At 33.8% G+C, this 17456-nt stretch carries 16 protein-coding genes; 6 read left to right on the top strand and 10 right to left on the bottom strand.

The genetic code is table 11. The annotated features are described in order from the left end of the window. Positions 1-140 precede the first annotated feature (140 nt). The gene (gene gcvP / locus BKM63_RS03565; protein ID WP_071635270.1) at positions 141-2990 is read right to left on the bottom strand and encodes an aminomethyl-transferring glycine dehydrogenase; all 2850 of its coding nucleotides are present in this window, start codon (positions 2988-2990) and stop codon (positions 141-143) included. 211 nt (positions 2991-3201) lie between these two features. Between gcvP and BKM63_RS03560 the strand changes: the two genes are divergently transcribed. Further along, a complete protein-coding gene (locus BKM63_RS03560; protein ID WP_071635269.1) occupies positions 3202-4008 on the top strand; it encodes a hypothetical protein in 807 nt (268 codons plus the stop codon). A gap of 482 nt (positions 4009-4490) precedes the next feature. Here the strand turns inward: BKM63_RS03560 and BKM63_RS03555 are convergent, their stop codons facing one another. From BKM63_RS03555 to BKM63_RS03520, 8 genes are all read right to left on the bottom strand, one after another. Further along, the gene (locus tag BKM63_RS03555; RefSeq protein WP_083572175.1) at positions 4491-4889 is read right to left on the bottom strand and encodes a DUF1090 family protein; all 399 of its coding nucleotides are present in this window, start codon (positions 4887-4889) and stop codon (positions 4491-4493) included. Positions 4890-4935: 46 nt separating this feature from the next. Continuing rightward, on the bottom strand, positions 4936-5394 hold the full coding sequence (locus BKM63_RS03550; RefSeq protein WP_071635268.1) for an SRPBCC family protein: 459 nt from the start codon (positions 5392-5394) through the stop codon (positions 4936-4938). A gap of 382 nt (positions 5395-5776) precedes the next feature. Then, positions 5777-6688 (bottom strand): TIGR01777 family oxidoreductase, encoded by a 912-nt coding sequence (locus tag BKM63_RS03545; RefSeq protein ID WP_071635571.1) that lies wholly within the window; start codon positions 6686-6688, stop codon positions 5777-5779. A gap of 97 nt (positions 6689-6785) precedes the next feature. Next, complete coding sequence (locus BKM63_RS03540) at positions 6786-7172, bottom strand: hypothetical protein (protein ID WP_071635267.1); 387 nt, start codon at positions 7170-7172, stop codon at positions 6786-6788. Between the two features lie 19 nt (positions 7173-7191). Beyond that, positions 7192-7539, bottom strand: coding sequence for a hypothetical protein (locus BKM63_RS03535; RefSeq protein ID WP_071635266.1), 348 nt, complete (start codon positions 7537-7539; stop codon positions 7192-7194). Positions 7540-7573: 34 nt separating this feature from the next. Next, entirely contained in the window at positions 7574-8311 is a 738-nt protein-coding gene (locus BKM63_RS03530) for a YqjF family protein (RefSeq protein WP_071635265.1), read from the bottom strand. Next, a complete protein-coding gene (locus tag BKM63_RS03525) occupies positions 8308-8655 on the bottom strand; it encodes a hypothetical protein (protein WP_071635264.1) in 348 nt (115 codons plus the stop codon). The genes BKM63_RS03530 and BKM63_RS03525 overlap by 4 nt, the downstream gene beginning before the upstream one ends. 56 nt (positions 8656-8711) lie before the next feature. Beyond that, positions 8712-9215 (bottom strand): GbsR/MarR family transcriptional regulator, encoded by a 504-nt coding sequence (locus tag BKM63_RS03520; protein WP_071635263.1) that lies wholly within the window; start codon positions 9213-9215, stop codon positions 8712-8714. A gap of 312 nt (positions 9216-9527) precedes the next feature. Here BKM63_RS03520 and BKM63_RS03515 point away from each other — a divergent pair, with 312 nt between their 5' ends. The 5 genes from BKM63_RS03515 (at position 9528) to BKM63_RS03495 (ending at position 16584) form a co-directional block, all read left to right on the top strand. Next, a complete protein-coding gene (locus tag BKM63_RS03515; RefSeq protein ID WP_071635262.1) occupies positions 9528-11087 on the top strand; it encodes a hypothetical protein in 1560 nt (519 codons plus the stop codon). 141 nt (positions 11088-11228) lie between these two features. Beyond that, on the top strand, positions 11229-12779 hold the full coding sequence (locus tag BKM63_RS03510) for a hypothetical protein (RefSeq protein WP_071635261.1): 1551 nt from the start codon (positions 11229-11231) through the stop codon (positions 12777-12779). A gap of 327 nt (positions 12780-13106) precedes the next feature. Then, a complete protein-coding gene (locus BKM63_RS03505; RefSeq protein ID WP_071635260.1) occupies positions 13107-13520 on the top strand; it encodes a DUF1842 domain-containing protein in 414 nt (137 codons plus the stop codon). A 141-nt stretch (positions 13521-13661) separates the two neighbouring features. Beyond that, complete coding sequence (locus BKM63_RS03500) at positions 13662-15149, top strand: hypothetical protein (RefSeq protein WP_071635259.1); 1488 nt, start codon at positions 13662-13664, stop codon at positions 15147-15149. Between the two features lie 172 nt (positions 15150-15321). After that, positions 15322-16584 carry a cation:proton antiporter gene (locus BKM63_RS03495; RefSeq protein WP_071635258.1) on the top strand — a complete coding sequence of 421 codons (1263 nt, stop codon included), beginning with the start codon at positions 15322-15324 and terminating at the stop codon, positions 16582-16584. Positions 16585-16667: 83 nt separating this feature from the next. Here the strand turns inward: BKM63_RS03495 and BKM63_RS03490 are convergent, their stop codons facing one another. Continuing rightward, a complete protein-coding gene (locus BKM63_RS03490) occupies positions 16668-17327 on the bottom strand; it encodes a SanA/YdcF family protein (RefSeq protein ID WP_071635257.1) in 660 nt (219 codons plus the stop codon). Positions 17328-17456 lie beyond the last annotated feature (129 nt).

Genomic DNA, 17456 nt, shown 5'->3' with positions numbered 1-17456 from the left:
GTTTCAGGTTTCAAGTTTCAGGTTTCAAGTTTCAGGTTTCTGTAGAACGTGAAACTTGAAACCTGAAACCTGGAACAAAAAACAAACCCGACAGGTTTTTGAACTTGTCGGGTTTGAATATAATAACAAAAACTTATTTCTTAGTTTTCCATGTAAGCTTCGATAGGAGCACAGCTGCAAACTAAGTTTCTGTCACCGTATGCGTCATCTACACGACGAACAGATGGCCAGAATTTATTTTCTGCAATATACTCTAATGGGTAAGCTGCTTTTTCTCTAGTATAAGGGAAGTCCCAAGAATCAGTAGTTAACATTGCCAATGTATGAGGTGCATTTTTCAATACGTTGTTTTTATCATCGGCTGTTGTGGCTTCAATCTCTTTTCTGATTGAAATAAGAGCATCACAAAAACGATCTAACTCAGCTAAATCTTCAGATTCTGTAGGCTCGATCATTAAAGTTCCTGCTACAGGGAAAGAAACCGTTGGAGCGTGGAAACCATAATCCATTAAACGTTTCGCGATATCACCAACTTCAATTCCGTTTTCTTTAAATGCACGACAATCTAAAATCATTTCGTGAGCCGCTCTTCCGCATTCTCCAGTATAAAGAATTGGGTAGTGTCCTTCAAAACGAGCTTTCATATAGTTCGCATTCAAGATTGCGTGTTCTGTAGCGCTTTTTAATCCTTCGGCACCCATCATTGTGATGTAACCGTAAGAAATTAAACATACTAAAGCTGATCCGTAAGGTGCCGATGAAATAGCTGTAATAGCTTGTTCACCACCTACTTTTAAGATTGGGTTTGTTGGCAAGAACGGAACTAATTTTTCGTTCACACAGATAGGGCCAACTCCAGGTCCGCCGCCACCGTGAGGAATAGCGAATGTTTTGTGTAAGTTTAAGTGACAAACGTCGGCACCAATTGTAGCCGGGTTTGTTAAACCAACCTGAGCATTCATATTAGCACCATCCATATATACTAATCCGCCGTTTTCGTGGATTAATTTTGTGATTTCGATAATTGAAGATTCGTAAACTCCGTGAGTAGAAGGGTACGTTACCATTAAACACGATAAATCATCTTTGTGTTCAATTGCTTTTTCTCTTAAATCTTCAACATCAATATTTCCTTCCGGAGTAGTTTTCGTAACAATGATTTTCATTCCGGCCATTGCTGCAGAAGCAGGATTGGTTCCGTGAGCAGATGAAGGAATCAAACATACATTACGGTGACCTTCATTTCTTGATAAGTGGTAAGCACGAATAGCCATTAAACCAGCATATTCTCCCTGAGCTCCAGAGTTAGGTTGCAATGTTGTTCCGGCAAATCCGGTAATAACGTTTAATTGCTCCTCTAATTTTTTAAGCATCGTGATATAACCTTCTGCTTGTTCTACTGGTGCAAATGGGTGAATGCTGTTCCAGTTTGGCATTGATAAAGGTAACATTTCAGAAGCTGCGTTTAGTTTCATCGTACAAGAACCTAATGAAATCATCGAATGATTCAATGATAAATCTTTACGCTCTAATTTTTTGATGTAACGCATTAACTGACTTTCTGAATGATGATTATTGAAAACATCATGCGTTAAGAAAGAAGATGTTCTTTCTAATGAAGCCGGTAATTGACTTGCTGCAGTTAATTCAGAAACAGTAATAGTTTCTTTACCTAAAGCCTCAGCAAAAATCACAATAATTTGGTTGATGTCGGCAATTGAAGTCGTTTCGTTAAATGAAATTGAAATCGTGTCAGCATCAGGATAGAAGAAGTTTACTTCGTTTTTCTCCGCAACTGCTTTTACTTTTTGAGCGTCTGCTTTTACTAAAATAGTATCAAAGTAAGCTGTGTTGGTTTGGAAAACTCCTAATTTATTTAAAGCCTCAGCAGTAGTTACTGCAGATGCATGAACTTTGTTTGCAATATATTTTAAGCCTTTTGGTCCGTGATAAACCGCGTACATTCCGGCCATAACTGCTAATAAAACCTGAGCCGTACAAATATTTGAAGTTGCTTTTTCACGTTTAATGTGCTGCTCACGAGTTCCTAAAGCCATACGTAAAGCACGGTTTCCATTTACATCAACAGAAACTCCGATAATACGACCCGGCATAGAACGTTTGTATTCGTCTTTAGTTGCAAAATAAGCAGCGTGAGGACCGCCGTAACCCATTGGTACACCAAAACGTTGTGTAGTTCCAACCACTACTGCAGCTCCCATTTCTCCCGGAGAAGTTAACGCAGCTAATGATAAAATATCAGCAGCAAAGGCAACTTTAATTTCATTTTCTTTTGCTTTGGCAACAAAAGCGCTGTAATCGTTTACCTGACCGTATTTTCCAGGGTATTGTAAAATAGCTCCAAAAAACTCATTTGAAAAATCAAAGTTTTCGTGGTTTCCAACAACTAATTCAATTCCGATTGGAGTTGAACGTGTTTGAAGTACAGATAAAGTTTGAGGTAAAATTTCTTCAGAAACGAAGAATTTGTTTGTATTGTTTTTCTTTTGATCACGTGTACGAACGTCAAATAATAGAGCCATTGCTTCGGCAGCAGCAGTTCCCTCATCTAATAAAGAGGCATTGGCAATTTCCATTCCTGTTAATTCAATAACAGTAGTTTGGAAATTTAAAATTGCTTCTAGACGACCTTGAGCAATTTCTGCCTGATAAGGTGTATAAGCAGTATACCATCCTGGATTTTCAAAGATATTTCTTTGAATTGGAGCCGGAACAATAGTTGGATGATAACCCAAACCAATATACGATTTGAATACTTTATTTTTCTTTCCTAATTCCTGAATATGATTTGCAAATTCGTACTCTGTCATCGCAGGGTCCAAATTCAAAGGCGCTTTTAAACGAATATCGTCCGGAAGGGTTTCATAAACAAGTTGTTCAATCGATTCAACACCAATGGTTTGTAGCATGTGTTGAAGATCTGTTTCTCTTGGACCAATGTGTCTTAAAGCAAAAGCATCTGTTTTCATTTGTAGCAGTGTATTTTTTAAAGATCAAAAGTAATTTGCCGAGTGTTTTTATTCGATTTCACAAGGTTTATTACAATTTATAGTAAATGTGTTGTTTTTTTGTGGCGCAAAATTAAGTATTATTAATAATTTAATGGGTATTTTTAACTTCAATTTTTATCAAATTTCTAACTAAAGAGTTGATTTGTTACCAATTGATTAGATTTGAGGCATGAAACTTCTAAAACAAATTTTCGATTTTTATTTAAACAGCAGTATTCACGTGGCTTTATCGTGTTATGCTTTGGTTCGAATTACGTTTTATTTCTTTCATATTCAGTATGATGAATCTATGGCACTGTTCGTTTTTTTCGGAACAATTGTAGGATATAATTTTGTAAAATACGATGCCTTAGTTCGCGTAAAGAAAAAACCAATCGGAAATCAGTTAAAAATCATTGCTGTTTTAAGTTTTGTTTCGCTGCTTTTAGTTGGTTATTATTTTTTTCATTTAAAGCGAATTACACAAATCGTTTCTGTTGTCATTTTTGCGATAACCGCGCTTTATACACTGCCTTTTTTCCCAAACAGAAAAAATGCCAGAAACTGGGCGGGAGTAAAAATTTATATTGTGGCACTTTGCTGGGTAGGTGCGACTTTAGTTCTGCCTTATATAAACGCCGAAGTTCCTTTTACAGCCAACTTTTTTATAAAATGCATTCAGCGTTTTGTTTTGGTATTTGTACTGATTTTGGTTTTTGAAATTTTAGATTTGGCCAACGATGATCCGCATTTACAAACCGTTCCGCAGACCATTGGTGTAAAGCGAACTAAGATTTTAGGGTTTTCTCTTCTGGTTCCGTTTTGGGTTTTAGGAATTTTGAGTTTTACACTTCATGACCTTGTTATCAACCTTATTATGGTTGTGACCTTGATGTTGTTTATTCTCTTCGCCAATACAAACCGCTCGAAATATTATACTTCCTTTTGGGTGGAAAGCGTACCTATATTTTGGTGGTTAATGATTGCGTTTTTATAAAAGTATTTAAGATTCTAAATAATTTGGGCGTGTCCCTTCGGGTCGGGCTTTCGGCTATATCTTTTATTCCGCTCCGCTTCATAAAAGGATACCGCCTCTATCCCTCACGCAAACCGTAAAATAAGAAAATTCATTTTTAAAATATCTTGAGAGAATATAAAATATTAGTAACATAGCCAATGGTTTCAACCATTGGGAGGCTTTCTTTACATAACGTTTCCCACGGCTGAAACCGCGAATTGCAGAGTTTGAAAAATAAATTTTAATTGAATTTGTTTTTTGAATTGCCTCCAGCTTTAGCTGGAGGTAAAAAGAAGATTTACATCAGGGCTTTAGCCACAGTATTAAGTTTGGCTAAAGCCGAGAAAATTCCATCACAATTTTCATCCAGCTAAAGCTGGAAGCTATTTAAATTAATTTCAGAATTTAGAATTCATAAATCTGCGGAATCTGCAAAATCTGCGAGAGCAAAAAATAACAATCTATTTGGTCTTTTGTTCAGCAAGCGCTTTATTCAAATCAGCTTTTGCTTCATTAAGTTTCTTTCTTTTCTTGTCGATTTTTTCTTTGCTTTCATTGTTTTTAATAGCTTCGTTCAAATCCGCAGTTCTTTCGTTTACTTTTTGCTGTTTCTCTTTTACTTTTTTGTCAAGATCTTTATTTACTGTTTTGGTTGTGCAGTTTTTCTTGGTTTGCGCAATCGCATCTTCAATACCTTTAATCTGGTTTTGATTTCCAGCCTTTTTAGCAGTGGCTAATTTTGTATTTAGCTCGCATAATTTTCTTTCGCATCCTTTTAAAGTTGTACAATTACTTTGAGAAAATCCAACAATAGAAAAAGCGAAAAATGCTATCGATAAAACTTTAGTTTTTAATTTCATAAGTCTGGTTTTAAATTATACTTTTCTTAAAAGTAAGAAATTTATTTTAAAAAAAAAGCTTTTCAGAGACTTCTTTCAGGATCTTATTTCTCTCTAAAAGAAAATTATTTAAGTGCTTTTTCAGGAATAAAAAATCAAATAAACTTCCAAAAATGCCAAACGGAGTTCCATATTGCAATTTATCTTTCATGATTGTAATTCCATTTTCTTCTTCAAAAAAATGTTCGTGTTTAAAAGACTTGAATTTGCCCCGTTCCATTTCATCCACAAAATAATCATGCAAATTCATAGCTGTAATTCGGCTTTTATGTGTGAGATAAAAACCAAAATGTTTCCCGCGCCACGTTACTGTTTCATTTAAATTGATTAAGCCAGATGTTACGCCGGCAATGGCTTTTTCATTTGATGGACTGGCAGATTGTTGATGAACATCGATATTTCTTGAGGCATCAAAAACGATTTGTTTGGGTGCATTTATTTTGGTAATTAAGTTTATAGTTGTCATGATTGGCAAGGCAAATTAAAATTTGATTTCAAAATTAATCCGAATATACAGGCACCTATTGTATAAGATATTGCAATATTATCCGAAAGAGTTCCGCCAAGAATGGTTGTTGTTGTCCAAATTCCAATTATGACTGTCAAGATGAAAAATATTTTTTTGTAAAGGTTTTTTTATACTTTTTTCTTCGATAAACATAAAAATGAAAATTAAAAGGAGAAGGTTGGTGTTGAAAACATAAAACCCATAATGATCATAATTGGATATATTTCGAAAAAGCTTAAAACATTTCGATAGCTAGGATTGGATAGTTGACTTATTAAAATAAAAATTATAGGACCGGATAATAAGGTTAGAATCCAATGGCGTATTATGTAGGTATAGTTCATTTTTTTAATAAATTTTCAAAAGCTTCATGAATATCTCCAAACTTAAATTGAAACCCATTTTCTAAAAGTCGTTTCGGAATCACATTTCTGCTTTTCAAAACCAATTCCGTTTCTGTGCGAATAAAGAAAGAGCCAATTTCGAGAAAAAATTTGTTTATCGGAATTCCGAAAGGGAAACCGGCTGCTTTTCTCAGTTCCAGCATAAAATCAGTATTTCTTATTGGTTCTGGAGAAACAACATTAATAATGCCTGTTATTTCTTTTTCAATTACAAAATCAACCGCATTCGCAAAATCTTCCTCGTGAATCCAGCTTATAAACTGATTTCCTTTTCCCTGTTTTCCGCCAAAACCAATTTTTGCCAAAGTCTTCAGCGGAATAAAAGCCCCGCCATCTTTTCCTAAAACAATTGAAGTTCGCAGGGCAGTTTTTAAGGTATTTGGAGTTTCGGTTTTAAAAAATGCTTTTTCCCAAGATAAAGCCACGTTTATAGAAAAGTCATTTCCAATTTCGCCATCAACTTCATCCATTTGTTTGTCTAAAGAAAATCTGTAGATTGTTGAAGTTGATGAATTCAGCCAATGCTTCGGCGGGTTTTTGCAATTTAAAACGGCCTTATTTAAAACTTTTGTGCTTTCTATTCGAGATAGTAAAATCTGTTTTTTATTTTCTTGGGTATAACGGCAATCAACCGATTTTCCGGCTAGATTTATTAGAACACTCGCATTTTCAAGTTCTTTTTCCCAGCCAGAAAAAGTTTTCGCATTCCAGTTTACATATTTAATTCCGTCAATTATCTGAGATTTTCCTCTGGTCAGAATTACAATTTCTTCAAATTTACTTTTGAAATGATTGACTAAGACCTGTCCTAAAAATCCTGTTCCGGCTGCGATTACGAGTTTTTTCATGCGTATAAATTTTAGGTTGGTTTCTGCCACGAATTGCACGAATTCCTGCATTTAAATACTTGTGCAATTTGTGGCAAACCTTTTTTAGTAATTAATATTAAGCTTTAAAAACCAATCGTTCTTCTTGCTGAGCTTCTTTAGCTTTTCTTTTTCCTCTAAAAAAGAAATACAAATTAAAGAATAACATAATGCCAAGATAGATAGAAAATCCGCCAATTTTATAACTTAAATTTTCAATTAATTCCTGATAACTGTCGTGGCTTAACTGCATTTCTAAAATCATTAATGCAAAACCAATATTTAAAAGATAAAACCCGGTTTCAAAAAGTTTGTTGGTTGCCTGAGCAATTTCTTCACGACCTTTAAATATATCGAGCATAAAGATTTTTCCATTTTTAAAAAGCGTTTTAGAAACGTAATAAGTAAGAAATAAAGCGACAGGTAAATAAATTCCGTAACCAATTAAGATTTTTGTAGTTTCCATGATATTTGAATTTTAGTTGTTATTTAATTAATTTATGAATGTATTTGGTTAAAATTATGATGTTGAGGTAATGCAAAACCGAAATGATAAAAACTATGATAGCTGTTTTTGTTCCAATCGTTTCAATTAATTGTGCAGAAGAAATAATCTTCTGCCAGGAAATTAGGGTCATGGCACAATACCCAATATTTAAGAGGTAATATCCTAAAAGCAATACCTGATTGATTTTCTGGCAAAGATCTGCATGATTTGGAATCAGTTCTGCGACGTAAATGTTACCGTTCTTGTAGCAGATTTTTCCAACTTTTAGGATGATGAAAATCGTGATGCTGAGGTAAATAAAATACCCAAGGATATTTAGATTCATGATGGGTTGGTTTATTGGTTAATCAAATTGAGCTTTAGTACATTTCTTCTAAAACAATATCGGTCTGCAGTTTTCTTTTTTTCTTCACCGTGATCTTTGAACCTTTTGCTAAGAAAACGGATGTTGGTTTTGTAATTTGAAGAAATTCAAAATCGTTCCCGTATGTTTTTTTGAAATCAACATCAATGCTATGATTTAAAACTTCAAATTGTTCCCATCTTGGGTGTTGAACTTCATATTCGAAAGTTTTGCTTGCATCAATTTTAGTATAGCCGAAGTAATGTTCGGTAATAAATTCAGCTTCAGAATCAACTTTAATTTCTTGTGGAATATTTTTAGTTTCTACCTGAATAGTATTCCATTTCTTATCATTTTTCCATTGATAAATAAAAGTGTTTGTGTTTTCGTTTTCAATGTTTTCATGTCTCATTTTCTGCGTTTCATAATGTTCCTGATACAAAGTATTGGCGATAAAAGTGATGGCTTTTTTAGGGACAATTTCTTTTATGAAAACAACACCTCGCTTCCATTCGCCGTTTTCAAAACGTTTTACATAGAATCTTAAATTGACTTCTTCAAAGTCTACATGAAACGGTACTTTTAATCCTAAAACTTTGGTGTTTTTGAACATGAAGCCGACTAAGCTTACATAACATTTGTTGTTCCAAAGATCTATTTCAGTTCCGGCAGGAACATATTTTTCTAAGATTTTAGCATCAACTTCATAATTGAAAAGTGCCAGATTTTTCCATTCTGCTTTTAAGAAATTCATGGGTGTGCTTTTTTATAAGTTATTGTAGAAAAGAATATTGCAAGTATAATCGGGAGTATGAATATTATAAAATAAACAATCTCAATATTGAATATCAGACCGTTAATAAGCCATAATGAGAAAAACAGAACAACACCTCTGAAATAATATTTTAGATTTTTATCCTGAGGTTCATCTATTAGCATTTTTATTCCGAAAACTAATTGAAACAAACCCGTTAGTATTGTAAATAAAAGTCCGGTTCCGATAAGATTTCCGTTGCTTTCCTTTGTTAATATTCCTAATACAACTAATAATAGCGGTAAGCCAACAAAAAAGTAATTAAGATAATTTATAGCTTTCATAGTTATTGATTGTTTTAAACTTTCAGAAAAAAATGAAAGTTTGGGTTAAATTTTTTTTACTTCATGATTTTTAGAACCAAACGTCCTAACCAGTTTTCGTTGAATTCTGTCATTTTATCTAACATATTATCTGCTTTCAAAACAAAATCATATAGTTTAGAGGTTTGATCCACAAAGTGTTTTTCTTCAGCAGAATCTTTTGCCTCGATTGTTGAAACTTCTTTTAAAATTTTAAGTGCAGGTTTGATTTCTCTCTTGCTTCTCTCTCTTGAAATTTTAACAGCCAGCTCGTCTAAATCTTTTTCGGCAGTAAAAAACTCTCTTCTTTCTCCGGTTTTGTATTCTTTATACACAATTCCCCAATCCATTAAAGCTCTTAGGTTCATGCTGGCATTGCCGCGCGAAATTTGTAATTCATCCATAATATCTTCCATAGAAACAGGTTCGTTCGAGACCATTAATAAAGCGTGGATCTGTGCCATCGTTTTATTAATTCCCCATTGAGAGCCTAATGCTCCCCAGGTTTGTACAAACTTATTTTTTGCTTCTTTGAATTCCATGGATCAAATGTAAGCAAAAGTTTTTAAACTTTCAAAAATAATTGAAAGTTTGTTTTGTTTCTTTTCTGTTTTACTGATTTTGTCGTAAGAATAGTTTTATGATGTGTTTTTAAGTGTTTCATTACTAATATTTTATATTCTGTGACATTTTTTTGATTCAAGAAATGCTTCTAAAGTAATTTTGGTAGGGAAAATAAAAAAAGCTAGCCCAATCTATTTTCGACTTGATTGCTATGTGGAGCAGATCCCACTATAAAAAACGAGGCGGAATCTGAAAAGCCTTATGAGTAGGAACCCAAATACAAATTTATCATGGAAACTTTACAAGAAATTTTAAAAGAGAATGCAACGGTGAAAACTATTGGCACGCCGGCAGAGTATGATGTTTATGCAGAGTATATGTCAAACATTATTAAACAGCTTCCAAATCCGGGTAAGTTGAAACTGCTAACGAATACTTCAAGTGCACAGGCATCGTTTTATTTTCTGGATGACGCAACTAGTGCTGTTAATGCTACTTTATACAATAATTTACTAAATCAAAGAATTGAAGGAGAAGGAACTGTAAATGGTATTGATCAGGTTGGACTAACACAAGATGCATTTACGAACAGTTATTTAAGTGTTTTTACAAAATTAAGATATCAATTATCTCCAAATGACAAAGCAACACAACAAAGAGTAAATGCAGATGTTGCTTCAACAGTAAGAGCTCTTATTCCGGTTTGGAATGCCTGGTTCGAAGCAATTGAACCAAAAGATGTTAAAAAACTTAATCCTACTAATACTGATATTGCTTTAATCCAAATGACAAATACTTTGAATACAGTTTGGCTTAACCCGGCTTTCAAAGAAATTTTAGAGAAAGATTCTGCTTATCCTTATACCCACTTAAACGATTTTAATACAATCTACAGTAAAATACCCGTTTCTGTTTCTAAGCAAATGAGAGATTATATGATTGATGTGTTTAATAAATCTGGTGCAGCCGGAGCTATTACTGCAGATATTGCAAATGCGACACAAACTTTGGCAGGGATTATCGATAATATTCAAAAACCAACAACAGGAGATGATGGAAATGGCGGAATGTCAATTACAGGGTCAGATAAAGCCATTCCCGGATTGGTGTTTGAACCAGCCAGACCAAATGCTATAGTGGATCAGCTTAGAACTAATCCGCCTTCTTCCGTATTTAAAATTTCAAAAAGAGTTACTAAATCTACTGAAACAACATTAAATGTTCAGGCTTCTGTGAGCGGCGGCATATCAATTCCAATTTTATCATTCTTTTCAGTTGGAGTAAGCGGAGGCGCTAAAACAAGTATTTTTGAAAGAGATTATTCAGGTTCAAATTTTAATGTAGAGGTTGTAGTAAATAATGCTACAGTTAGTCCGCTTATGAGCAGTAGTCCAATGCTTTACAATATTTCTACAAGACAAGGCTGGATGTCAACTTCTCCTGTAAAAGATGCCATTAAAAATGGATATCCTGCGCCAACCGGAATTACAGGTTATGTATTTAACAGCAACCCAAATTTTGATTTTAAAGAAGGTAAAGATTTTGGATATATTAATTCATTGATTTTTAGCCAATTTCTTGAAATAGGAATCAGCTTTGATAAATGTGACAGCAAACAAGTTAGAAAATACTTTGAAGAGCATACCGATATGGGAGTTTATTTCTTAGGAATTCGTTTAGGAGGCGCAAGTCAGTCTGCAAGCTACAGCTATTCTTTTAGCGAAGAAACGGCAACTTCAATTAAAGTTACCGTAAAACCTGAGGCTCCGGGTTATGTTCCTGGAACGGATAATATTACTCAGTCATTATCTCAATTAGTTGCCGTAGGAGCAGTATATCCTTTCGCTTAATTATTGATTTAAATAATAAAAGAGGGTTGTTAATCATAATAAGATGATTGATAACCCTCTTGTTATTCAACGGTGATTTTATTCTTCAATAAAAATACAGTAAAATAAGTTTATCCAATTTTAGAATTTAAATGAATACTAATGGAAAATTTAATATCGAATGCCGCTACTAGAATATTTACTAAATGCATTTCTGATGATTCTGTAGAAAATCAGACCTATGCCGAATATATGTCTAATATTATTCTGCAGCTGCCTAATTCCGAGAAACTGCAATTTTTGACAGGAACATCCAGCGGACAAGCTTCTTTTTATTTTATGAATAATGCAGGCCAGCTGAATGCCAGCTTATATAATAATTTTTTGAACCAAAGAATATCCGGAGAAGGATCTCAATATGGAGTTAGACAAGTTAGTCTAACATCAGACTCCTTTATAAACAGCTATTTAAGTGTTTATCTGAAATTAAGATATCAGTTATCTCCAAAAGACAATGCAGAACAAGAACGCATAAGTAAGAATGTTTCGTCTACAGTATCAGAACTTATTCCGCTTTGGAATGCTTATGTAACGGAATACCAGCCGGAAAAAATCAGCAAACTAAATGAAACCAATACAGATATTGCCCTGATTCAGGTGACAGATGCATTGAATACAGTATGGATTAATCTGGAGTATATTTTAAAGTTGAAAGAAGAACCCTCATATCCATACACACATATTAATGATTTTTATATTATTTATAGTGAAATTCCCGAGGAAGGGGTTTCTATTAAGATGAAGGAATTAATGAAGAGCATATATGAATTGTCAGGTGCAGCCGGAGCTGTTACCGCAGAAATTGCCAATGCCGTTCATACTTTGGCCATTATAATTTATAATCTCATTTATCCCAGTAATACAAACAAGGCGATTTCTGTAACAGGTACAGATCAGTTAATTCCGGGATTGTTGTTTGAACCTTCTGACGCCGATGATATTGTAAATCAGTTAAGCAGGATTCCGGTTGTTTCTTATACCAATCATAATAATGTGGATAGATTATCCTCAGAACTCTTAAAAATAAACATAATAAATTCAAAAGAAATTACTATTTCGCCATTAAAATTTTTGTCTAATACTTTAGCAGGAGGAACTATCAACAGTGTTTTTAAGGAAACATTTTCAGGAACTTCTTATGTAGTGGAAGCTATAGTTAATAATCCGGTGGTTAATCCGCAAATGATGGTAAGCCCAGTTCCTTTTGACATTATGACCAATACAGGCTGGATGCTTTCGGAACCAATAAAGCAGGCAGTTAAAAACAAATATCCGCCTCCAACCAATATTACGGGATATGTTTTTAATAGTGAGCCTAATTTTAATTTTAGCGAAGGCGGTGATTTCGGATTTATAAACTCTATGGTATTTAGTCAATTTCTGGAATTGTACATAACTTTTACAGACTGCAATGTCGGGAAAGTAAAAAAGTACTTTGAAAATAATAAATCATCAAGATTTAACTTTCTCGGACAATCAATAGGAAATCCAGCTGAGGCGTTGTCTTACTCGTATCAAGTAAAAAATGAAAATAGTAATTCTGTTACGGTAGTAATTAAACCTAAACCTCCGGGATTTATACCGCCAACTTCTGATATTACAGAGTCTTCAAGTCAAATAACAGCTGTTGAAGTTGTTTATCCATTTGCTTAGTTTTTTTGGAATATCACTGTTCATTTCAATTTACAATCTATCTGTCTTTTTTTAGATAAGTATTTGTACGGTAGCGAATTTTCTTATGTCAATGTTTGTTTGATTCGTGTCAAAAAATCTCCACTTCATGTCATCTTTTTATTTATGTCTACTTATCTGATATAGTTTTGATATAGAAATAAACCCAAACTATTGTTTTAAAATGTTTACTCAAATATTTTAAATAATAAAAAGAAAACAAACCAAATGAGTGGAGCAGAACCCACTAGAAAAAACGAGGCGGTACCGAAAAGCCATACGAGTAGGAAAACCTAAATCGAAAAAGTTATGTCAGATTTATTAGCAGGTGCTTATTTAGCAAAAGGCACAATTGGAAATGTTGGAACACCAGGTGCTCCAATCGCAGCATTTAGTTTAGTTGTTGTACCATCACAAAATTCTGTTTCAGGTACAGTAGTAATTACTCAGGCAATAAGTGGTCCTGATAGCCATATTGTTATTCCTGTTACGGGTAAAATATATGCAACAGGATTTGGACAGTTTACACAAGTAGTTAGTTTGCAAGGACAATACGTTCATTCTTTCCCTCCTCCGGCAATTGGTGCTTTTTTGGCCAATTTTGATGCTCACTTAGCAATCGATGGTGCATGGAACGGAACGGGAGGATTTTCATATTATCAACATAATATTGAAAATGTACCAGTAAAAGCTGCAGCAGCATTACAAGCCGAGTTGGCGTAAAAAAGGCCCCAAATTTTTACAACTCGAAGCATGAAACAATTAGGAATTTAATAAGTTCTTGATTTGGTTACAGTTTTGATTAAAGGGTCGTCTTTTTTAGACGGCCTTTTTTATTACAAAAAAAAATAAAAACCCAAAAAAATGAAAAGAAAACCTATTATTATAATCGTATTAGTTGTCTTTTTGATAACAGCTGTTTCCCTATTTTTTCTGAATAAAGAAAAAGTAATGGAAAAGTTTGGAACTACTTCCGGCTATGCTGCCACTGAAGCTCCAGCAGAACCATGCAACTGCGAAACAAGCTGGTTTCCGCATGAGCAGACTCCGGCTCCGGCTGAAGGAGATGGAAGTCCGTTTGATACATCAAGTACAACAAATTGTATTTTTCACCAATGGTCCTGGCAAAAGTTTTTATGGCTTACAAAACCATTGGCGAGTGGAAATCCTTTATTTCTCGATTCTTTAAATGTCGTAACTCCTGAAATGGCACCGGTGAGTCCGCAATTGGGGTTAAAATTGGTTTTGAGTTCAATCAATCAGGCAGGTCCCGAAGGTGTTTTGGTTTCTAATCCAAAAGTTATTCCCGGAAAAACCGCCGGCGATACCGTATTTTATTCTATACATGTAAACAAAACATTGATGGATAAGGCTATTATAGCAGCTTCTGAAATTAATGGAGGAAAACTTCCTTATTCTAACTTAGAAACATTTCCTGTTGGTTCGCTTGAATTAAAAGTTTCCTGGATTAGTGCAGATGCAATTCCGAAAGCAAAATTGGCTGATTATTTTGTTACCAAAGCAGCAGTTCAAAATAAAAACGGACAATATACTGCTAAATCAGTTGCCTTATTAGGGATGCACGTTGTAGGCGTCGTAAAAAATCATCCTGAATTTATTTGGGCAACTTTTGAACATAAAGACATGGCGCCGGTATACGACTGGAAAAACAATGCTGTGAATTCGGCAGCTGAAATGCTGTTTTATGAAAGCGGAAAAACTTCCGGACTTCAAGGTATCAAATGGGATAAAACGACCAAAAAGCCATTAACACCAAATAAAGCATTTGTTCTTTATGAGTATGGTGTTCCAAAAGTTTTAGGTACGAATGCGTATATGGCCACAAGTCAGTCTGAACCGGTAAATTTTGATAATATTGATAACATCAACAAATGTGTAGCCTCTAAATTAAAAGATGTTTTTAAGAATTATTTCTACAATGGATCTATTTGGTTAGATACTGATGGATTGTCTCCGGCACAACAGGCGAACATAATTGTAAAAAATAAAATTTCAAGCGTTCTGCCAGATTCATTAGCCAGAGGTTCTTCAAACCTGGCTAATATTACAATGGAAACTTACACGCAGACATTTAAGAGTGATGTACATGATATTGCCGCAGCAAATTTAGTAAACTGTTTTACCTGTCATCAATCGCAAAATTTTGATACCACACGTGGTATTGGAAAATCACCTTTGTATTTGAGCCATGTATTCGAATCTTACTTGTATACAACAAAACCTAAAGTTGAAACAAGTAAAAATGCAAATCTGAAAACAAAACGTATTGATGAAACAAAAGCGCTAAAACTAAAACAGTTTGAAGAGCTGTTTGTTCCACAAAATAAATAATTCATTTTTGAAAAGAACCAAAGTGTCTTGTTTAATTTTGCTCCAAATGAAAAGCCGAAGTACCACTTCGGCTTTTTTATTTATCAGTTTTCAGAATTATAAAGTTATGTTAATTCAGGTCTTGAAATTTTGTATTAGATAATGGAAAGATATTTTTGTAAAAATCACTTTTATGGAATTATACTACACATTTTCAATACTAATTGTATTGGCCTCTTTCTTCGCCTATCTAAATTTAAGATTTTTAAAACTTCCGGGAACCATCGGAATCATGATTATTGCCATGTTGGTTTCGGTAGGAATTCGTCTATTGGGAGATTCTTATTTTCCTGCTACAACAAGACATTTTTTTGATTTAATAAAGGAATTTGACTTTAATGAAATCTTAATGGGTGCAATGTTGAACTTTCTTTTATTTGCGGGAGCACTGCATGTAAACATGTCTGATCTAAAAGAACAAAAAGTTCCCATTATGATTTATTCTACAGTAAGCGTCGTGCTATCGGCATTAATTATTTCGATGCTGTTGTATTATATTGCACCACTTTTGGGGATAAAAATCCCTTATGTATTTTGTTTGGTTTTCGGAACATTAATCTCTCCAACAGATCCAATTGTAGTTCTTGGAGTTTTAAAAGAGGCAAAAGTGCCTAAAAGAATAGAAACCAAAATTGTTGGTGAATCATTGTTTAATGATGGAGTAGCAGTAGTGATGTTTGCTGTTGTTTTAAAAATGGCAACCGATCCAACATTTGATGTCACTTTTGGTTCCATTACCTGGTTGTTTATAAAAGAAGGAATCGGCGGACTTTTGTTAGGAGCTGTTTTTGGATTTACGGCATCAAAGGTCATGAAAAAAATTGACGATTATAAAGTCTCTGTTCTGATTACGCTTTCTATTGTAATGGGAGGATTTTTAATAGCTCAAAGTTTACACGTTTCAAGTCCGTTAGCTATGGTGGTTGCCGGATTAATTATTGGTAATTACGGTAAAAAAGTGGCAATGAGCGAAATGACTAAAGATTATTTAGGAAAGTTTTGGGAACTTATAGATGAGATATTAAACGCTGTTTTATTTTTATTTATCGGCTTTGAATTGCTATTGCTGCCAGATTTGAACAAACAATTAATAACAGGTTTTGTTGCTATTTTTATCGTATTGTTTTCCCGAATTGCCTCTATCGTTTTACCATGGAAATTTTTCGATATCTTCAAGTTTTTCGGTATCAAATCGGCTTATAATAAAGGCTCTTTGATGGTGCTGGTCTGGGGAGGAATTCGAGGAGGAGTTTCGATTGCGCTGGTCCTTTCTATGCCAGAAGGCGAATATAAAAACCTACTTTTGGAAGTAACTTATATTGTAGTGTTATTTTCAATTGTGGTACAAGGACTAACTGTTGGAAAACTAGCGAAAAAGGTTCTGGAGAAAGAGTAAAGAATATCGAAAATAAAATAAAGATCTATGCTTTTAGAATTTGATAAAAAAAGCCTGCAGAATATTTTTGCAGGCTTTTTTTATTATCGTTTATCTTCTTTTGAATAATTTGATTCTCCGTTAATATTAATTTCTTGACCTAAAAAACGAGGTTCACGATTTCTTAAAACATCCAGAAAAGATTTAAATCTTGAAAGATATTCTCTAAACGTTACATATTTATATCCGAGATATTCTCCTTTGTTAGCCGAATATCCAACCGATTTAATTCCGAGTTTTTGTCCGATATAAATCGCTCGGTTCAAATGATATTCCTGCGAAATCAAAGTAGCTTTCTTAATTTTAAAAATATGTTTGGCGCGGTACATTGTAGAATAAGTATCGAAGCCGGCATAATCAATAAAAATTTTGGTTGTATCAACTCCGTGATTAAAACAGTAGTTTTTCATTACCGTTAATTCATCATATTCATCACGGCCGTTATCTCCGGAAAGTAAAATTTTATTGATGCGTTTTGCCTTCCAAAGCATAATTCCTGCATCCAGTCGATCTTTCAAATATTTACTCGGCTGGTTTCCGTTAATTCCGGCACCAAAAATAATTCCGACATCATTTTTAGGGAATCTTTTAATCGAATAATAAATGTTCTTTTTGGTCGAAGATTTTACGTAATAATTTACAGATACAATTGCGGCCAATCCAATAATTGCAAGGTAAAGGACGATTTTAAAATATTTTTTCAAAGTTATTTTTTGTAAGATTAGATTTAAAAAGACGAAGATAACTAATTTTAACGGTAGACAAAATCAAATAAAAAAACCGAAGCAGAAATGCTTCGGTTTTGTATTTATCAAAGAAGTCTAATATCTAAG

This window comes from Flavobacterium johnsoniae (assembly GCF_001879205.1).
Taxonomy (GTDB): domain Bacteria; phylum Bacteroidota; class Bacteroidia; order Flavobacteriales; family Flavobacteriaceae; genus Flavobacterium; species Flavobacterium johnsoniae_A.
The sequence above is the reverse complement of the archived record's forward strand: the minus strand, read 5'-3'. Positions and strand labels throughout refer to the sequence as shown.